This is a genomic window from Variovorax sp. EL159 (assembly GCF_900100965.1).
Lineage (GTDB): Bacteria > Pseudomonadota > Gammaproteobacteria > Burkholderiales > Burkholderiaceae_C > Variovorax.
In genome coordinates this window covers 333,631-349,117 of the sequence record NZ_FMUJ01000004.1, presented here as the reverse complement: position 1 = coordinate 349,117, position 15,487 = coordinate 333,631, and the positions used below count along the sequence as shown (strand labels likewise).

General features: G+C 69.4%; 15 protein-coding genes. 10 read left to right on the top strand and 5 right to left on the bottom strand.

Features of this window, described 5'->3' with window-relative positions:
* Window positions 1-19: 19 nt before the first annotated feature.
* Window positions 20-946, bottom strand: coding sequence for a LysR substrate-binding domain-containing protein (locus tag BLQ28_RS18745; protein ID WP_093242540.1), 927 nt, complete (start codon window positions 944-946; stop codon window positions 20-22).
* A 110-nt stretch (window positions 947-1,056) separates the two neighbouring features.
* On the opposite strand from BLQ28_RS18745, the gene BLQ28_RS18740 reads away from it, so the two are divergent.
* From BLQ28_RS18740 to BLQ28_RS18730, 3 genes are all read left to right on the top strand, one after another.
* Window positions 1,057-2,019: a tripartite tricarboxylate transporter substrate binding protein BugE gene (locus BLQ28_RS18740; RefSeq protein ID WP_093242538.1), complete on the top strand. Its 963-nt coding sequence runs from the start codon at window positions 1,057-1,059 to the stop codon at window positions 2,017-2,019.
* Between the two features lie 13 nt (window positions 2,020-2,032).
* Entirely contained in the window at window positions 2,033-2,905 is an 873-nt protein-coding gene (locus BLQ28_RS18735) for an N-formylglutamate amidohydrolase (RefSeq protein ID WP_093242536.1), read from the top strand.
* 122 nt (window positions 2,906-3,027) lie between these two features.
* Complete coding sequence (locus tag BLQ28_RS18730; protein ID WP_093242534.1) at window positions 3,028-3,213, top strand: hypothetical protein; 186 nt, start codon at window positions 3,028-3,030, stop codon at window positions 3,211-3,213.
* Window positions 3,214-3,226: 13 nt separating this feature from the next.
* On the opposite strand, the gene BLQ28_RS18725 is transcribed toward BLQ28_RS18730, so the two are convergent.
* A complete protein-coding gene (locus BLQ28_RS18725; protein WP_371126686.1) occupies window positions 3,227-3,856 on the bottom strand; it encodes a TetR/AcrR family transcriptional regulator in 630 nt (209 codons plus the stop codon).
* Between the two features lie 72 nt (window positions 3,857-3,928).
* On the opposite strand from BLQ28_RS18725, the gene BLQ28_RS18720 reads away from it, so the two are divergent.
* Genes BLQ28_RS18720 through BLQ28_RS18710 form a run of 3 tightly spaced genes read left to right on the top strand, consistent with a single transcriptional unit; the run spans window position 3,929 to window position 7,965 of the window.
* Complete coding sequence (locus BLQ28_RS18720) at window positions 3,929-4,777, top strand: thioesterase family protein (protein WP_093242530.1); 849 nt, start codon at window positions 3,929-3,931, stop codon at window positions 4,775-4,777.
* 27 nt (window positions 4,778-4,804) lie between these two features.
* Window positions 4,805-6,445 (top strand): acyl-CoA dehydrogenase family protein, encoded by a 1,641-nt coding sequence (locus tag BLQ28_RS18715; RefSeq protein ID WP_093242528.1) that lies wholly within the window; start codon window positions 4,805-4,807, stop codon window positions 6,443-6,445.
* An 11-nt stretch (window positions 6,446-6,456) separates the two neighbouring features.
* Window positions 6,457-7,965: a class I adenylate-forming enzyme family protein gene (locus BLQ28_RS18710; protein WP_093242526.1), complete on the top strand. Its 1,509-nt coding sequence runs from the start codon at window positions 6,457-6,459 to the stop codon at window positions 7,963-7,965.
* A gap of 40 nt (window positions 7,966-8,005) precedes the next feature.
* On the opposite strand, the gene BLQ28_RS18705 is transcribed toward BLQ28_RS18710, so the two are convergent.
* Window positions 8,006-8,893: a gamma-glutamyl-gamma-aminobutyrate hydrolase family protein gene (locus BLQ28_RS18705; RefSeq protein ID WP_093242524.1), complete on the bottom strand. Its 888-nt coding sequence runs from the start codon at window positions 8,891-8,893 to the stop codon at window positions 8,006-8,008.
* A gap of 137 nt (window positions 8,894-9,030) precedes the next feature.
* On the opposite strand from BLQ28_RS18705, the gene BLQ28_RS18700 reads away from it, so the two are divergent.
* Entirely contained in the window at window positions 9,031-10,086 is a 1,056-nt protein-coding gene (locus BLQ28_RS18700; RefSeq protein WP_093242522.1) for a sugar phosphate isomerase/epimerase family protein, read from the top strand.
* On the opposite strand, the gene BLQ28_RS18695 is transcribed toward BLQ28_RS18700, so the two are convergent.
* Complete coding sequence (locus BLQ28_RS18695; RefSeq protein WP_093242520.1) at window positions 10,083-11,381, bottom strand: aspartate aminotransferase family protein; 1,299 nt, start codon at window positions 11,379-11,381, stop codon at window positions 10,083-10,085. The genes BLQ28_RS18700 and BLQ28_RS18695 overlap by 4 nt on opposite strands.
* Window positions 11,382-11,498: 117 nt before the next feature.
* On the opposite strand from BLQ28_RS18695, the gene BLQ28_RS32680 reads away from it, so the two are divergent.
* Window positions 11,499-11,990 (top strand): Lrp/AsnC family transcriptional regulator, encoded by a 492-nt coding sequence (locus BLQ28_RS32680; RefSeq protein ID WP_176801160.1) that lies wholly within the window; start codon window positions 11,499-11,501, stop codon window positions 11,988-11,990.
* Window positions 11,991-12,011: 21 nt separating this feature from the next.
* On the opposite strand, the gene BLQ28_RS18685 is transcribed toward BLQ28_RS32680, so the two are convergent.
* Window positions 12,012-13,469, bottom strand: a complete 1,458-nt coding sequence (locus tag BLQ28_RS18685) for a MocR-like pyridoxine biosynthesis transcription factor PdxR (RefSeq protein WP_093243421.1) — start codon at window positions 13,467-13,469, stop codon at window positions 12,012-12,014.
* An 85-nt stretch (window positions 13,470-13,554) separates the two neighbouring features.
* Here BLQ28_RS18685 and BLQ28_RS18680 point away from each other — a divergent pair, with 85 nt between their 5' ends.
* Both BLQ28_RS18680 and BLQ28_RS18675 read left to right on the top strand, forming a co-directional pair.
* Entirely contained in the window at window positions 13,555-14,811 is a 1,257-nt protein-coding gene (locus BLQ28_RS18680; RefSeq protein ID WP_093242518.1) for an MFS transporter, read from the top strand.
* 393 nt (window positions 14,812-15,204) lie between these two features.
* Window positions 15,205-15,465 (top strand): hypothetical protein, encoded by a 261-nt coding sequence (locus BLQ28_RS18675; RefSeq protein WP_093243419.1) that lies wholly within the window; start codon window positions 15,205-15,207, stop codon window positions 15,463-15,465.
* Window positions 15,466-15,487: the final 22 nt, after the last annotated feature.

The window sequence follows — 15,487 nt, the reverse complement described above, 5'->3', positions numbered from 1 at the left end:
GCGCGAATAAGCGCGCCGGTCAGGGCAAAACCGGCGCCGCAGCCTCCCCGCTGCGATCGACTTCGGCCAGCAGCCAGTTGCGGAAGTGATCGAGCGTGGCGAGCTGGCCGCGCCCTTCGGGGTAGCAGAACCAGTAGCCCTCGTTGCCCCGGTAGCCGCCGTTGGGCAAGGGCTCGTCCACCAGCCCCGAGGCAATTTCGTCCTGTACCAGGCAGCGCGGCACCAGCGCCACGCCCATGCCGACCATCACCGCGCGGATCATGGTCTGGAACTGGTCGAACTGCGGGCCGGCCAGCGGATCGAGCCCACGCACGCCATGGGTCTCGCGCCATTGCACCCACGACTGCGGCACGCTCACGTGGCGCAGCAGCGTGCAGCGCGCCACGTCTTGCGGCGACTGGATGACGACTTCGGCCTGCGTCGCACGCGGCGCGATCAGCGCCACGTCCTGCCCCGCGAGGTAGTGCGAGCGGGCGCCGGGCCAGTGGCCGTCGCCGAACAGGATGGCGCAGTCGAGCTCGGGCCGCTCGAAGTCGTAGCCATGCACGAAGGGCACGAAATGCAGCGTGATCTGCGGATGGCGGCGCTGGAAGTCGGGCAGCCGCGGAATCAGCCACTTGGCGCCGAAGGTGGGCAGGGCGGACAGGTGCAGCGCGCCGCCGCCGTCGCCGCTGGTGATGAGTTCCAGCGTGGCCGCCTCCAGCTGTGCGAGCAGGGCGCGCACGGCTTTCTCGTAGCGCTCGCCCGCGGGAGTGAGGGTCAGCCGCTTGCGGCTGCGCTCGAACAGCGGCGCGCCGATCCAGCGCTCGAGCTCCTGCACCTGCTTGCTGACGGCGCCCTGCGTGAGGTGCAGCGCCTCGGCCGCGCGCGACACGCCGCCGAAGCGCACCACCGTCGAGAAGGCACGCAGCAGGTTCAGGGGCGGATTGAGACGACGCAGCGACATGGCGGGATGCCCATTAAAACATTCCAAATCAGAATGTTAGCGGGTATATCCTTTGCTTCAAGTGATGCAGCAAATCGCTCCATCGCTCCCTGCTTCATTGGAAGAATCCCATGCAACGTCGTCATTTCATTTCCTCGCTGGCCGCCGTTTCCATCGCGCCAGGAATATCTTTTGCCCAAGGCAAGCCGATCCGCCTGGTCGTGCCCTTCCCGCCCGGCGGCGCCACCGACATCACCGCCCGCGTGCTCTCCGAGCCCCTGGGCAAGATCCTCCAGCAGCCCGTGGTGATCGACAACCGCGCCGGTGCCGGCGGCTCCATCGGCATGGCCGAGCTGGCCCGCGCCACGCCGGACGGCCTGACCTTCGGGGTGGCCACGCTGTCCACGCACGGCGTCAACCCGGCCGTGTACGCCAAGCTGCCCTACGACCCGATCAAGGGCTTCGTCGCGGTGAGCGAGCTGGTGAAGGCGCCGGGCGTCGTCGTCATCAACCCGGCCGTGCTGCCGGTCGCCAACTTCGCCGAGCTGGTGAAGTACCTGAAGGCCAACCCGGGCAAGGTGTCGTACGCCTCGCCGGGCAACGGCACCATCGGCCACATGTGGGGCGAGCTGTTCAAGAGCAGCACCGGAACCTCGATGGTGCACATCCCCTACCGCGGTGCGGGCCCAGCCATCAACGACGTGCTCGCAGGCCAGGTGCCGGTGTACTTCGACCAGGTCGCGTCGTCGCTGCCGCACGTGAAGTCGGGCAAGCTGAAGGCGATGGCCGTGTCCTGGCACGGCCGGCTCGACGTGCTGCCCGACGTGCCGACCTACGGCGAGCTGGGCTACGCGGCCAACAACGATCCGTCGTGGTTCGGCATGGTCGCGCCCGCCGGCACCTCGCCCGAGATCGCGCTGCGTATGCAGCAGGCCGTGGCCACCGCGCTGAAAGACAGCTCGGTGCGCGAGCGCCTGGCGCTGCAGGGGCTGTACGCCTCGGGCACCACGCCGGCCGAGTTCACGAAGCAGATCGCGAACGAGATCGAGAAGATGAAGAAGGTGGCCGCTTTCGCGCGCATCCGATTGGACTGAACGACACCTGCCTATGCATCCAGTCCTGAAACTGATTCAAACCCGCGCCCAGGTGACGAGCGTCGCCGGGCATACGCCGCTGGTGCTGGACTCGCCGCACAGCGGCACGGTCTACCCCGAGGACTTCCAGCCGGTGTGTGACCTCGCCACGCTGCGCCGGGCCGAGGACACGCACGTCGAGAAGCTCTACGCCTTCGCGCCCGCCATGGGCGCGGCCTGGGTCGAGGCGCACTTTCCGCGCAGCTACCTCGACGCCAACCGCGACATGAGCGAGATCGACACCACCATGCTCGACGGCCCATGGGCCGGCCCGGTGTCGAGCGACCCGCGCGTGCTCTCGAAGGTGCGCCTGGGCAAGGGCCTGATCTGGAAGCTCACCGACGAGGGCCTGCCGATCTACGACCGGCCGCTCACGGTGGACGAAGTGCGCCAGCGCATCGACCTGTGCTGGCAGCCGTACCACGCGGCGGTGGCGCAGGCCATCGACGACGCGCATGCGCGGCACGGCTACAGCATCCACATCAACTGCCACTCGATGCCGGCCATCGCGGGCAGCCACGCCACCGACTTCCCGGGGCTGGCGCATGCCGACTTCGTGATCGGCGACCGCGACGGCAGCACGGCCGACCCGGCGCTGTCGCAGAAGATCTGCGAGCACCTGCGCGCCTTCGGCTACAGCGTGGACTACAACCACCCGTACAAGGGCGTGGAGCTGGTGCGCCGGCATGGCAAGCCGGCAGAGAACCGGCACAGCATCCAGGTCGAGATCAACCGCAAGCTCTACATGGACGAGGCCACGCTGGCGCTGAATGAAGCCGGTGCCGCGCGGCTGCAGGAACATCTGCAGTCGATGGTCGCAATGCTGCTGGCCACCGACCCGCGCTGACCAGTGCGCCGCCGGCAGCCGGGTTGCACAACAACCCTGCTGCCGGCGGGCATGTTGTTACAGGGCGGAAAAGAGCGGCGGCCTATAGTGGCCGCAGTCCCACCATTCCCCTGGAGTTTTCCGTGAAGCCATTCATTGCAGCTTTTTTCGCCATCGCAATGGGCCTGCTGGTCTCGGGTTGTGCCAGCACGGGCTCGTCGGGCGCAAGCGCCAGCTCGTCGTCTTCGCCGGCCTCGACGGGCAGCGGCGTCACGGTGTTCGGCACCATCGACGCCGGCGTCAGCGGCTACAAGACCCAGTCGCGCTGATCCCGGCCCTTCATCAGGCCACGCCGTCCAGATAGCCATGCAGCGCGCCACGCAACTGGCGTGAGAGCGCCTGCAGGTCGGGCCGTCCGCCCGTGCCGATGTGGGTGTGCGCGACCAGGCCGTAGATGATGGTCTGGCACACGCGGGCCGCTTCCTTCTTCGGGCAATCCGCCGCCAGGTCTCCGGCGGCATCGAGCACGCCCACCCACTCGGCCACGAAACGGTCGTACATCTTGCGATAGGCCTCGGGACTGGAAAGGTGCCGCTCCAACAGGTAGTGCGCGCCCCAGGCCAGCGGCTGCTCGCGGTGCGCGTCGAGTTGCGCATCGATCACCGCATCGACGATCTCCCGCAGCGGCCGGCCGGCATGCGCGGCAACGGCCGCGCGCATGTCCAGCAGCAGCGCCTTGGAGCGCAGGTGCAGGCACACGCGCGCCAGGTCGTCCTTGCTCGCGAAGTATTCGTAGAAGCTGCCGAGCCCCGTGCCGGCCACGGCCACGATCTCGCGGATGGTGATGGCCGCATAACCCTTCTCGACCAAAAGCCGAACAAAGGCTTCCTGCAGCGCCTGCGAGGTGTGGCGCGCGCGGGACTGGCGCGGCTTTCTCCTCGGGGAGGCGGCCGGTGCGCGGGTGCTCGTCACCACCGCCGAACCCGAACACCTTGCGGGCGGGTTGTTCCTAGAATTTTTGGACCCATCGAACGGCATTCTGCAATGACCCACACCGACCACGCCCCCGAGGATTCGCGCATCGCCGCCTTCGTCTACACGGGGCAAGGCGACGCCTGGCAGCCCAGCGAACTGTCGCGCGGCCCGTGGGACCCGCGCGCGCAGCACGGCGGCGCGCCCTGCGGCCTGCTGGCCCATGTGGCCGAACGTGCCGCGCCCGGGGTGGACTGGCTGCTCGCGCGGCTCACGGTCGAGCTCGTCAAGCCGGTGCCGGTGGCGCCGCTGGTCACGCGCGTGCAGGTGCAGTCGTCGCGCGCCACGGTGCGCGTGGGCATCGACCTGCTGGCGGGCGATGTGGTCGTGGCGCGGGCGCATGCGCTGCTGCTGCACCGGCAGCCGCTGGCATTGCCGGCCGATCTGTCGGCCGACTTTCCCGGCGCATCGCCGCGCCAGTTGCTGCCGTTGCCGCAGGACTGCCGCGAGCAAGTGCGCATCCCCGGCCTGCCCGAAGGCGTTTCGTTCTATCGGAACGCCGTGGAATCGCGCGTGGCGCAGGGCGACACCAGCCAGCCGGGCCCGTGCGCCGCATGGTTCCGCCTCGCGGTGCCGCTGTTGCAGGGCGCGCCCAACTCGCCCGCCATGCGCGCGGCGGCCGCCGCCGACTTCGGCAACGGCCTGAGCTGGGTGCTGCCGGCCGATCGCTTCCTGTTCGCCAACGCCGACATGAGCCTGAACCTGTTCCGCGCGCCCGAGGGCGAGTGGATCGGCCTGCGCTCGGCCACCGAGGCACACGGCGACGGCGCGGGCCTGACCGTGTCGCACCTGTACGACGCGCGCGGCCCCATCGGCCTTGCCACCCAGACGCTGGTGCTGCGCGAACGCGCGGCCGCCTGAACCTTCAACGACCACAGAGACAAGCACATGACCACCATCGGCATCCACCCCGACAACCAGGTTCCCGAACTCAAGGACTACAACGTCTACACCAGCGACCCCGTACTGCGCCGCGCGGTCGCGCGCGGCGGTGCCGCATGGCGCGACGAAGAACTGGTGCGCCAGGGCGCCGAGTACGGTGCCGAAGCCACGCTGCGCGCCGCCGAGGACGCCAACCGCCACGAGCCCGAGCTGCACACGCACTCGCGCATCGGCGAGCGCATCGACCAGGTGCAGTTCCATCCGGCATGGCACACGATGATGTCGATCGCCCGGCGCAACGGCATCGCCAACCTGCCGTTCTTCGACGAGCGGCCTTCGGCCTGGGTCGGCTACGGCGCCTCGCTCTACATGCACAGCCAGATCGAGTCGGGCTCGACCTGCCCGACCACCATGACCAAGGCCTGCATCCCGGTGATGCGCCGCAACGCCGCGCTGTACGGCGACCTGAGCGCCAAGCTCGCGTCGAACGAGCACGACGCGCGCGACATCCCGCTGGGTGGCAAGACCTCGATGACCGTCGGCATGGGCATGACCGAGAAGCAGGGCGGCAGCGACGTGCGCACCAACACCACGCGCGCCGTGCCCGCGGGCAGTGGGCCGTGGGGCGACGAGTTTTTGATCACCGGCCACAAGTGGTTCTTCTCGGCGCCGATGTGCGACGGGCACCTGGTGCTGGCCAAGACCGATGAGCATGGTTCGTCGTGCTTCTTCGTGCCGCGCTGGCGGCCCGACGGCAGCAAGAACGCCATCCACATCCAGCGCCTGAAGGACAAGGTCGGCAATCGCTCCAACTCCAGCAGCGAAGTGGAGTTCAAGGAAGCCTGGGGCGTGCGCGTCGGCGACGAGGGCCGCGGCATCCCGACCATCATCGAGATGGCGACAGTGACCCGCCTCGACTGCGCACTCGCCAGCGCGGGCTTCATGCGGCAGGCCTTCGCACAGGCCGCGCACTACGCGCGCAACCGCTTCGCCTTCGGCAAGGCGCTGGTCGACCAGCCGGTGATGACCGAGCTGCTGGCCGACATGGCGCTCGAATCCGAAAGCGCCACGCTGCTGGCGATGGAGCTGGCCTCGCGCTTCGGCTCGGCCGCGCCGCTGGACACGGCCTGGCGCCGGCTGCTGACGCCCGCCGCCAAGTTCTGGAACTGCAAGCGCGCGGTGGCCCTCACCGGCGAGGCGATGGAAGTGTTCGGCGGCAACGGCTATGTGGAAGACGGTCCGATGGGCCGGCTGTTCCGCGAGGCGCCGGTCAACTCGATCTGGGAAGGCTCGGGCAACGTGATGTGCCTGGACGTGCTGCGCGCCGTCTCGCGCAACCCGGGCGACGTGCAGCTGGTGCTCGACCAGCTGCAGGACATCGCCACCGGCGAGCCGCGCCTGCAGACCGAGATCGACGTGCTGCGCCGCATGGTGCAGCTGCCGCCGCAGGAGCTGGAACGCCAGGCACGCCGCTTCACGCAGCGGCTAGTGCGCGCGGCGCAGGCCTGCCTGATGCTGACGCATGCAAGCGTCGAGGCCTCGGCCGCCTTCGTGTCGAGCCGCTTCGACCCCGACTGGGGCCCGGTCACCGGCATCAGCGCCGGCACCAGCGACCCGGCCGCGCTGGTGCGCGCCGCCTGGCACTGAGGGCGGCACGGATGGATTTCGTTTCCCTTCTCGACCAGCACGCCCGCATCCAGCCCGACAAGGAATGCCTGCGCCTGGCGGGCCGCGCCTGGACCTACGCCGAACTGGCCGATCTCACGCGGCGCGCGGCCACCGTGCTGCGCGCGCAGGGCATCGGCCCCGGCGACAAGGTGGCGCTGCTGTGCTTCAACTCGCCGGGCTTCGTCATCGCGATGTTCGGGGCCTGGCGCCTCGGCGCGGCGGTGGTGCCGGTCAACCACAAGCTGCAGGCGCCCGAGATCGACTACATGCTGGCCCATTCGGGCGCGCGGCTGTGCGTGTTCGACGGCACGCTCGCAACGCAGGCCGCGCGCATCACGCACCGCTGCGGCTGGATCGCGACCGAGAACCCGGCCGAGGGCATGCCGCTGCTCGAAGACCTGCTCGCGCAGGCCGCGCCGCTGGCCGGTGAACCGGCGCCCGCAGGCGACGTGCTGGCGCAGGTCCTCTACACCTCGGGCACCACCGGCAAGCCCAAGGGCTGCCTGCACAGCCACCAGAACGTGTTCATGTCGGCGGTGTGCACGGCCGCCGGCATGTCCCTCTCGCGCAACGAGCGCACGCTGATCGCGATGCCGGTGTGGCACTCGTCGCCGCTCAACAACTGGCTGCTGGGCACGCTGCTGATGGGCGGCACCGTGGTGCTGCTGCGCGAGTACGCGCCCAAGGCTTTTCTCGACACGCTGGCGGCCGAGCGCATCACCTTCACCTTCGGCGCGCCCATTGCCTTTCTCGCGCCGCTGTCGGTGGCGCCCGACGTGGCGGGCTACGACTTCAGCGCGATGCGCCTGTGGGCCTACGGCGGCGGCCCGCTGGGCGCCGACATGGCGCGCAAGCTGGCCGAGAGCTACCGCAGCGACCGCTTCGTGCAGGTCTACGGCATGACCGAATCGGGCCCGCTGGGCACGGTGCTGTACGCGGAAGACGCGATCGCGAAGGCCGGCTCCATCGGCCGCGCAGGCGTGCCCGGCGTGGCGGTGGAGGTGCGCCATGCGGACGGCCGGCGCTGCGCGGCGGGCGAGGTCGGCGAGATCCACCTGCGCTCACCGGCGGTGATGCAGGGCTACCTCGACAACCCGCAGGCCACGGCCGAGGCCTTCGACGCGCACGGCTGGTACCGCACCGGCGACCTGGCACGGGTGGACGAAGACGGCTTCCTGTTCATCGTCGACCGGCTGCGCGACATGATCATCACGGGCGGCGAGAACGTCTATTCGAAGGAAGTGGAAGACGTGCTCGGCGCGCACCCCGACGTGCAGGACGTGGCCGTCATCGGCCGACCGCACCCCGAGTGGGGCGAAACGGTGACGGCGGTGCTGGTGGCGCGGCCGGGCCGCGTGCTCGATGCAGGCGCGCTGGCCGCCTTTCTCGAACAGAAGCTGGCGCGCTACAAGATCCCTCGCGTCTACGAGGTGCGCGAGGCGTTGCCGCGCACGGCCACGGGCAAGCTGCTCAAGCACCTGCTGCGCGAACCGGCCTGAAAGCCACCCGCACTGCGCGGGCTCGCTCGGGCAGCAGCGTTCAGCGCCGCAGCAGCGCCTGCCGCAGCACGCGCGCCGCGCGGTCGCGGATCTTGCCGCTGTTGGAGCGCAGCGAGGAGCGCGGCGCCACCTTGGCGGTGGCGCAGGCCCACAGGAAGTCGTGCAGGATCGGCGTGTCGTCGACCGTCTCTGTGCTGCCGTACTTGTGGAACTCGGGGTGCCATTGGGTCGCGGCGATGTAGCTGCGGCCCCTGTCGGGCCGGCGGCGGATGGCCTCGGGCACGCGGTCGGGCAGGCTCCAGGCCTCCACGTCGAAGCCGGGCGCGATGTCCTTCACGCCCTGGTGGTGGATGCTGTTGACGCGCGCCGTCTCTACCTGCGGAAAGAGCTTCGACAGCCGCGTGCCCTGCACGATCTCGATCTGGTGGAAGTTCTGGTCGTAGGTCACCGGGTCGCGGTGCTTCAGCGTCTCGGGGTGCCCGTGCTGTTCCTCGATGTCCTGGTAGAGCGTGCCGCCGAAGGCCACGTTGATGAGCTGCAGCCCGCGGCACACGCCGAAGATGGGCTTGCCGGCCTGCTCGAAGGCCTCGACCAGCGCGAGGTCGTACAGGTCGCGGATCTGGTCGCCGATCCATGCGTCCTTCAGCGGCACCTCGCCGTAGCTGCCGGGCCAGACGTCGGCACCGCCGTGCATCACCACGCCGTCGAGCCACTCGGCGTAATGCGACAGCTTGGTGTCGCCGCGCGCGGTTTCGCCGGTGGGGCAGGGCACCATCACGACCATGGCGCCAGCCGACATGAGCCAGTGCGCGATCGATTGCTCGACGTACTGCAGCGTCTTGTTGGTGAAGAGCGAGCGGGCCGGGTCGGCGTGCGAGAAGCAGGCGGACAGGCCGATCTTGAGCCGGGCGGAAACAGGTTGTGTCATCGCTTGGCGGTCAGCGCGAACTGAACGAGTGGTGCGAAAAGGAAAATCCATTGTGGCGCGTTGGCCTCTCGCACGGGGTCGGACGACACGCCAAGTATGCTTTCAACGCCGCCCCAACGAATAAGGAAGACAAGCCGATGAAGACCATCAAGGGCCCCGCCATTTTTCTGGCCCAGTTCGCGGGAGACACCGCGCCCTTCAACACGCTCGACGGCATTGCCGGCTGGGCGGCCGGACTGGGCTACAAGGGCGTGCAGATCCCGAGCTGGGACGCGCGCCTGTTCGACCTGCAGAAGGCGGCCGAAAGCAAGACCTACTGCGACGAAGTGAAGGGCACGCTCGCCAGGCACGGGCTGGAGATCACCGAGCTCTCGACCCACCTGCAGGGCCAGCTGGTGGCGGTGCATCCGGCCTACGACGCGGGCTTCGACGGCTTCGCGGCACCCGAGGTACGGGGCGACCCGGTCAAGCGGCAGCAATGGGCCGTGCAGCAGCTGCACTTTGCGGCCAAGGCGTCGGCCAACCTGGGGCTCACGGCGCACGCGACCTTCTCGGGCGCGCTGGCCTGGCCCTACCTGTATTCGTGGCCCCCGCGCCCGCCGGGACTCATCGAGGAAGCCTTCGACGAACTCGCGCGCCGCTGGCGCCCGATCCTCGATGCCTTCGACGCGGTGGGCGTGGACGTGGGCTACGAGATCCACCCCGGCGAAGACCTGCACGACGGCGTGAGCTACGAGATGTTTCTGGAACGCGTGAACAACCACCCGCGCGCCTGCCTGCTGTACGACCCGAGCCACTTCATGCTGCAGCAGCTCGACTACCTGGCCTACATCGACCACTACCACGAGCGCATCAAGATCTTTCACGTGAAGGACGCGGAGTTCAACCCGACCGGCAAGCAGGGCGTGTACGGCGGCTTCCAGAGCTGGATCAACCGCGCCGGCCGCTTCCGCTCGCTGGGCGACGGCCAGGTCAACTTCAAGGCCATCTTCTCGAAGATGGCGCAGTACGACTTTCCGGGTTGGGCGGTGCTGGAGTGGGAGTGCTGCATCAAGCACCCGGAAGACGGCGCGCGCGAGGGCGCCAGGTTCATCGCCGACCACATCATCCGCGTGGCCGACCGCGCCTTCGACGACTTCGCGGCCGGCGGTGTCGACGTGGCGGCCAACCGGCGGATGCTGGGTCTGGGCTAACTCGCGTCGCGGATCGCGCTGTCGAGAATCTCCAGGCCGCGATCGATCTCTTCAGCGCTCACGTTCAGCGGCGGTGCAATGCGCCACACCGCCGCCATGCCGCCGACGGCCACGATGTTCATGCTCAGGCCGCGCGCCATGCAGGCGTCGGTGATGGCGCGGCCGCGCTCGGCGTCGGGCTCGCGCGTCTCGCGGTCCTTGACCAGCTCGACGCCCTGCAGCAGGCCATGGCCGCGCACGTCGCCGATGACCTCGTGCCGCGCCTTCAGCGTCTGCAGCCCCCGGCTCAGGCGCTCGCCCATCTCCACGGCGCGCTGGTTGAGCCCTCCTTCCTCGAGCACGTCGAGCACCGCCAGCGCCACCTCGGCCGGCAGCGGATCGGACACGTGCGAGGTGGCGTGCACGAAGCCTCTTTCGTGGCAGGTCTGCTCGATGGCCTCGCTGGTGATGGCGGCGCCGATGGCCACGCCGCCGCCCAACGTTTTCGACACCGTGAGGAAGTCGGGCACCACATCGGCCTGCTCGAAGGCGAAGTTGCTGCCCAGGCGGCCGAAGGCGGTTTGCGCTTCGTCCAGGATCAGCAGCATGCCGCGCTCGCGGCACTTGGCCGCAAGCTTCGGAAAGTAGCCCTTGGGCGGCACGATCACGCCGCCCGAACTGAGCACCGGCTCGGCGATGAAGGCCGCGAGCGAGCCGCTGGATTGCGCATCGACCATGTCGAAGCCGACGTCCAGACAGGTGGTGTCGCAGGCATCGCGGCAGTGGCGAACCGGGCAGCGGTAGCAGTTGGGCGCGGGGATCGACATCGTGCCGGGCTTGCGCGGCCCGTAGTCCACGTGGTGCTTGCCGGCGAAGGTGAGCGAGGCCATGCCGCCGGTCACGCCGTGCCAGCCACCGTTCAGGCCGACGATCTCGTAGCGGCCGGTGGCGACGCGGGCCATGCGCGCGGCGGCTTCGTTGGCCTCGCCGCCGGTCGAGAGAAAGATCGACTTGGACAGCGACGGCGGAAGCATCGCCGCCAGCCGCCCGGCCAGCGCGGGCACGGCCGGCCCGACGAAGCCGCTGTACAAGTGCAGCGCGCCCTGGCAGGCCTTCTCGATGGCCGCGACGATGCGCGGATGGTTGTGGCCGATGGTGGCGCACATCTGGCCCGAGGTGAAGTCGAGAATCTCGCGCCCGTGCTGGTCCCACAGCGTGGCGCCGCGGGCCTTGACGATGACATGCGGGCTCAGCCCCATGCCGTAGCGCACGAGGTGCTTGGCGACCACGGGGTCGTAGGTTGCGCCTTCGGCCATCGGATGCTCCTTGTTCAACGTGGAAGCCCCAGCGTAGCCAGAGGGCGGGAAATCGGATGTCGTTGTGGGGCCCCGAAAGCGCAGTCGATTGCGTCTTCGTTGCGCCACACTGGCGGCATGAAAACCGGCACCCTCGATCGCATCGACCAATGCATCCTGGCCGCGCTGCAGGCCGATGCCAGCCTGCAGAACCAGACGCTGGCCGAACGCGTGAACCTCTCGCCCTCGGCCTGCCTGAAGCGCGTGCAGCGGCTGCGTCGCGCGGGCGTGATCCGCCAGGAGGTGGCGATATTGGACGCCGCGCGCGTGGGCTTTCCGGTGCTGGTGATCTCGCGGGTGTCGTTGCGCAGCACGGCGCGCGAGGCGATCCAGGCCTTCGAGCGCAAGGTGCAGGCGCTGCCGCAGGTGCTGCAGTGCCACTGCGTGGCCGGCGAAACCGACTTCGTGCTGGTGATCTGCGCGCGCTCGCTGCCCGAGTACCAGGCCTTTGCGCAGCAACAGCTCGGCGATGCGCTGGAGCTGAAGAGCTATTCGAGCGACGTGGTGCTGTCGACGACCAAGTTCACCACGCAGTTGCCGCTGGACACGGCGCGGCCTGCGGGAGCCTGAGCCACCTCGTCCTGAAGGAGGCTAGAGAAGGCGCACCAGTCGACTGATCGCGCCGTCGATCTGCGATTCGCCGATCAGGCCATAGCCGAAGGCCAGGCCGTTGGGCACGCCGGGCGCCTGCGGATCGACCGCGAAACGCGAGAGCGGCGGCAAGGTGATGCCGGTCGCGGCGGCGCGCTCGACGACGGTGTCGGCCCGCGTGTCGCTGCGGAGCCAGGCCGACAGGTGCAGCCCCGCATCGGACGGGATCGGCACCAGCCGCCCCGCGCCATGCCGCACCAGGGCCGCCAACAGCGCACTGCGCCGCGCGCCGTAGAGCTTGCGCATCTTGCGGATGTGGCGCGCCAGGTGCCCTTCGGCGATGAAGGCCGCGAGCGCCTCCTGCCCGAGCACCGGGCCGTGCCAGTCGGCCAGTTCGCGCGCCCGCACCAGCGCCGCGCGCGCCCACGGCGGCACCACCACGAAGCCCAGACGCAGCGCAGGGAACAGGCTCTTGGAGAAGGTGCCAACGTAGAAGACCGACTCGGCGCGATCGAGCGTCTGCAGCGCGTCGAGCGGGCGGCCGGCAAAGCGGAATTCGCTGTCGTAGTCGTCTTCGATCACGACCGCGTTGCGGGCCCGTGCAAAGGCCAGCAGCGCGGCGCGCCGCTGCGGCGACATCGCCACGCCGGTCGGGAACTGGTGCGAGGGCGTCACGCAGATCACGCGCACCTCGGGCGGCAGGCGCTCCACACACAGGCCCTCGGCGTCGGTCGGCACGGTGACCACCTTGGCGCCGGCGGCCAGCATCGCTTCGCGCAGCGACGGGTAGAACAGTTCTTCGACCGCGACCACCGTGCGCCCCGGCACGACAAGAATGCGCGCCAGCAGGCCGAAGGCTTGCTGCGCACCGGCGGTGACGACGATGTCGTCGGCGGTGCAGCCGACCGCCCGCGTGAACGACACGTGTCGGGCGATGGCCTCGCGCAGCGCGGCCTGGCCTTGCGGGTCGGCGTAGTCGGCCGGCTCGCGGGCGATGCGGCGCAGTGCGCGGTCGGACAGGCGGCGCCAGATGTCGAAGGGAAAGGGGCCGACGTCGGGCAGGCCGATGCGGAAGTCGTCGCGCGAAGGCTGGGGCTGCAGGGTGGGTGCGAGGTCGGCGCCGGGCACGTGCAGCGGCACCAGGCGCTGATCGCGCCTGGCGGCCGTGCCCCTGGCGGGGCGGCCGCGCCGCGACTGCGGCAGGGTGTCGGCCACATAGGTGCCGGCGCCGGGGCGCGCCAGCAGGTAGCCCTCGCTCAGCAGCAGGTCGTAGGCCGCGAGCATGGTGTTGCGCGACACGCCCAGGCGCAGCGCCAGCGCGCGCGTGGCGGGCAGGCGGGCGCCGGGCTGGAGCCGGCCGTCAAGGATGGCGCTGCGCAGCTGGCGGTGCACCTCGCGCAGCAGGTCGCGCGAGCCGCTGTCCGGCAGGCGGATGGCGAGTTCGAAAAGTGGCTCCATGATGTTCGCCAATTGTGGATCTTTTGAAGAGCCACTTGCAAACCTATTCTGGAGGCCTTGGAACATCAACGCCACGGAGTCCTTCATGAACACCGAACCCGCAATCCCGCAGCCACAAGCCGAACGCCTGCCGTTCGGCCTGGCCTGGCTCGCACTGGGCGCCTTCGCCATCGGCACCGAAAGCTTCATGGTCGCCGGCCTGCTGCCGCTGCTGGCGGCCGACCTGCAGGTCAGCGCCACGCGGGCCGGCCAGCTGGTGCTGCTGTTCGCGCTGAGCTACGCCATCGGCTCGCCGCTGATGGCCGCGCTGTTCGCACGCGTCGGCCGGCGGCCGCTGCTGATCGCCAGCCTTGCGGCCTTCTCGGGCCTGACGCTGGCGGCGGCGATGGCGCACGGCTTCGCGCAACTGGCGCTGGCGCGCGTGGCGCTGGGCCTCGTGGCGGGCGTGTTCCTGCCGACGGCCAGCGCGGTGGCGGCGGCCATGGTTTCGCCGGCGCTGCGCGGGCGGGCACTGGCCATCGTGACCGGCGGCGGCACGCTGGCAGTGGCACTCGGCGTACCGCTGGGCGCCTGGATCGCGGGCTGGGGCGGCTGGCGCACGGCCTACCTGCTGATCGCCGCGGTGGCGGCGCTGGCGACCTGGGGGTTGGTCCTGGGGCTGCCGCGCAAGCTGGCGCTGGTGGCGACACCGGCGACCACGACAACCGAACGCACGTCGGCTTTTGCCGTGGCGCGGGCACCGGGCGTGCTGCCGGCACTGCTGGTCAGCATGCTCTGGTCCACGGGCGGCTTCAGCTTCTATACGTATGTCTCGCTGTTCTTGTCGGGCACGCTTGGCTTCGGGGCGCAGGGCGTGAGCGCGGTGTTCTGCGCCATCGGCGTGGCGGCCGCCTTCGGCACCGCGGCCGGCGGCTGGGCCACCGACCGTTTCGGCGCCGACCGCATGGCGCAGGGCTTCGCGCTGATGCTGGTCGTGATCCTGGGCGGGCTGTCGTTCTCGGCGCAAATGCTGCCGCACGGGCTGGCGCTGCCGCTGATCGTGGGCCTGTCGACGCTGTGGGGTTTCGCGGGCTGGGGCTTCGGCCCGGCGCAGGCGGTGCGGCTGATTCGCCTGGCACCGGAGCGCGCACCGATGACGCTGTCGCTGCACGCCTCGGCGATCTACCTCGGCATTGCGGCGGGCTCGGCACTGGGCGGCGTGGCCATCGACCTGTTCGGCGTGAGCGCGGTGGGGTGGGTGGGCAGCGCCTGCCAGTTCGCGGGGCTGATGCTGCTGTTGCGCGCGGCGCACAAGAAGGCACGGCCGGCCGATTCGCTGCCGACGACGCCGGCAGCGGCCTGAGCAAGCGCCAAATTACTATATTTTTGATAGCAAACAACGCTTGAATGACGGCCGCTGGAGGCCTGAATCACTCAAGCGTTGTTTTTAAGGCAAGCAACTGTCATGCCCCGCAAGCTATAATGGCGGGTTCGTTTCGATACCACGACGAAGCACTTCGTCATATTGCCGGCTGACCTGCAACTGTCCCTTGGATTCTTCAGGCCCCCACACTTTCAGCCGGCTCCCCAGTGTGTTGGAGCGCCAGACCGGGCGCCCATGATTGCCACCACTGCCTTCGTTTTTGTTGAAGCGAATAGCGCGTCCGCCGCGCCATTCCGGCCGGCCCACGCCCGTTTTCAATTATTTTTCAGGCGCTTCGCGTTGTTCTACATTCACGCGCTGCGCCAAGGCTTCATGGACATCATTCAACACAGTATCGCGGTGGGCAAGTACCTTGTTTCCCCGCTCATTCGACACCAGGACGACGGCAATTTCGCCGCCTCCGTCTCGATCCGCTCCGGCCACGGCAGCGGCATGCACGACCGCGTGATGCGTTTCACGCCGCGTTTTGCCAGCCACGCCGCCGCCCTGCGCTATGCCATCGACCAAGGCCTTTGCTGGGTGCGCGAGCGCAACACGCGCCAGGCACCGCTCGCCTTGCCGTGCGCAGGCTGAAACAATCACGCCCATCTTCATA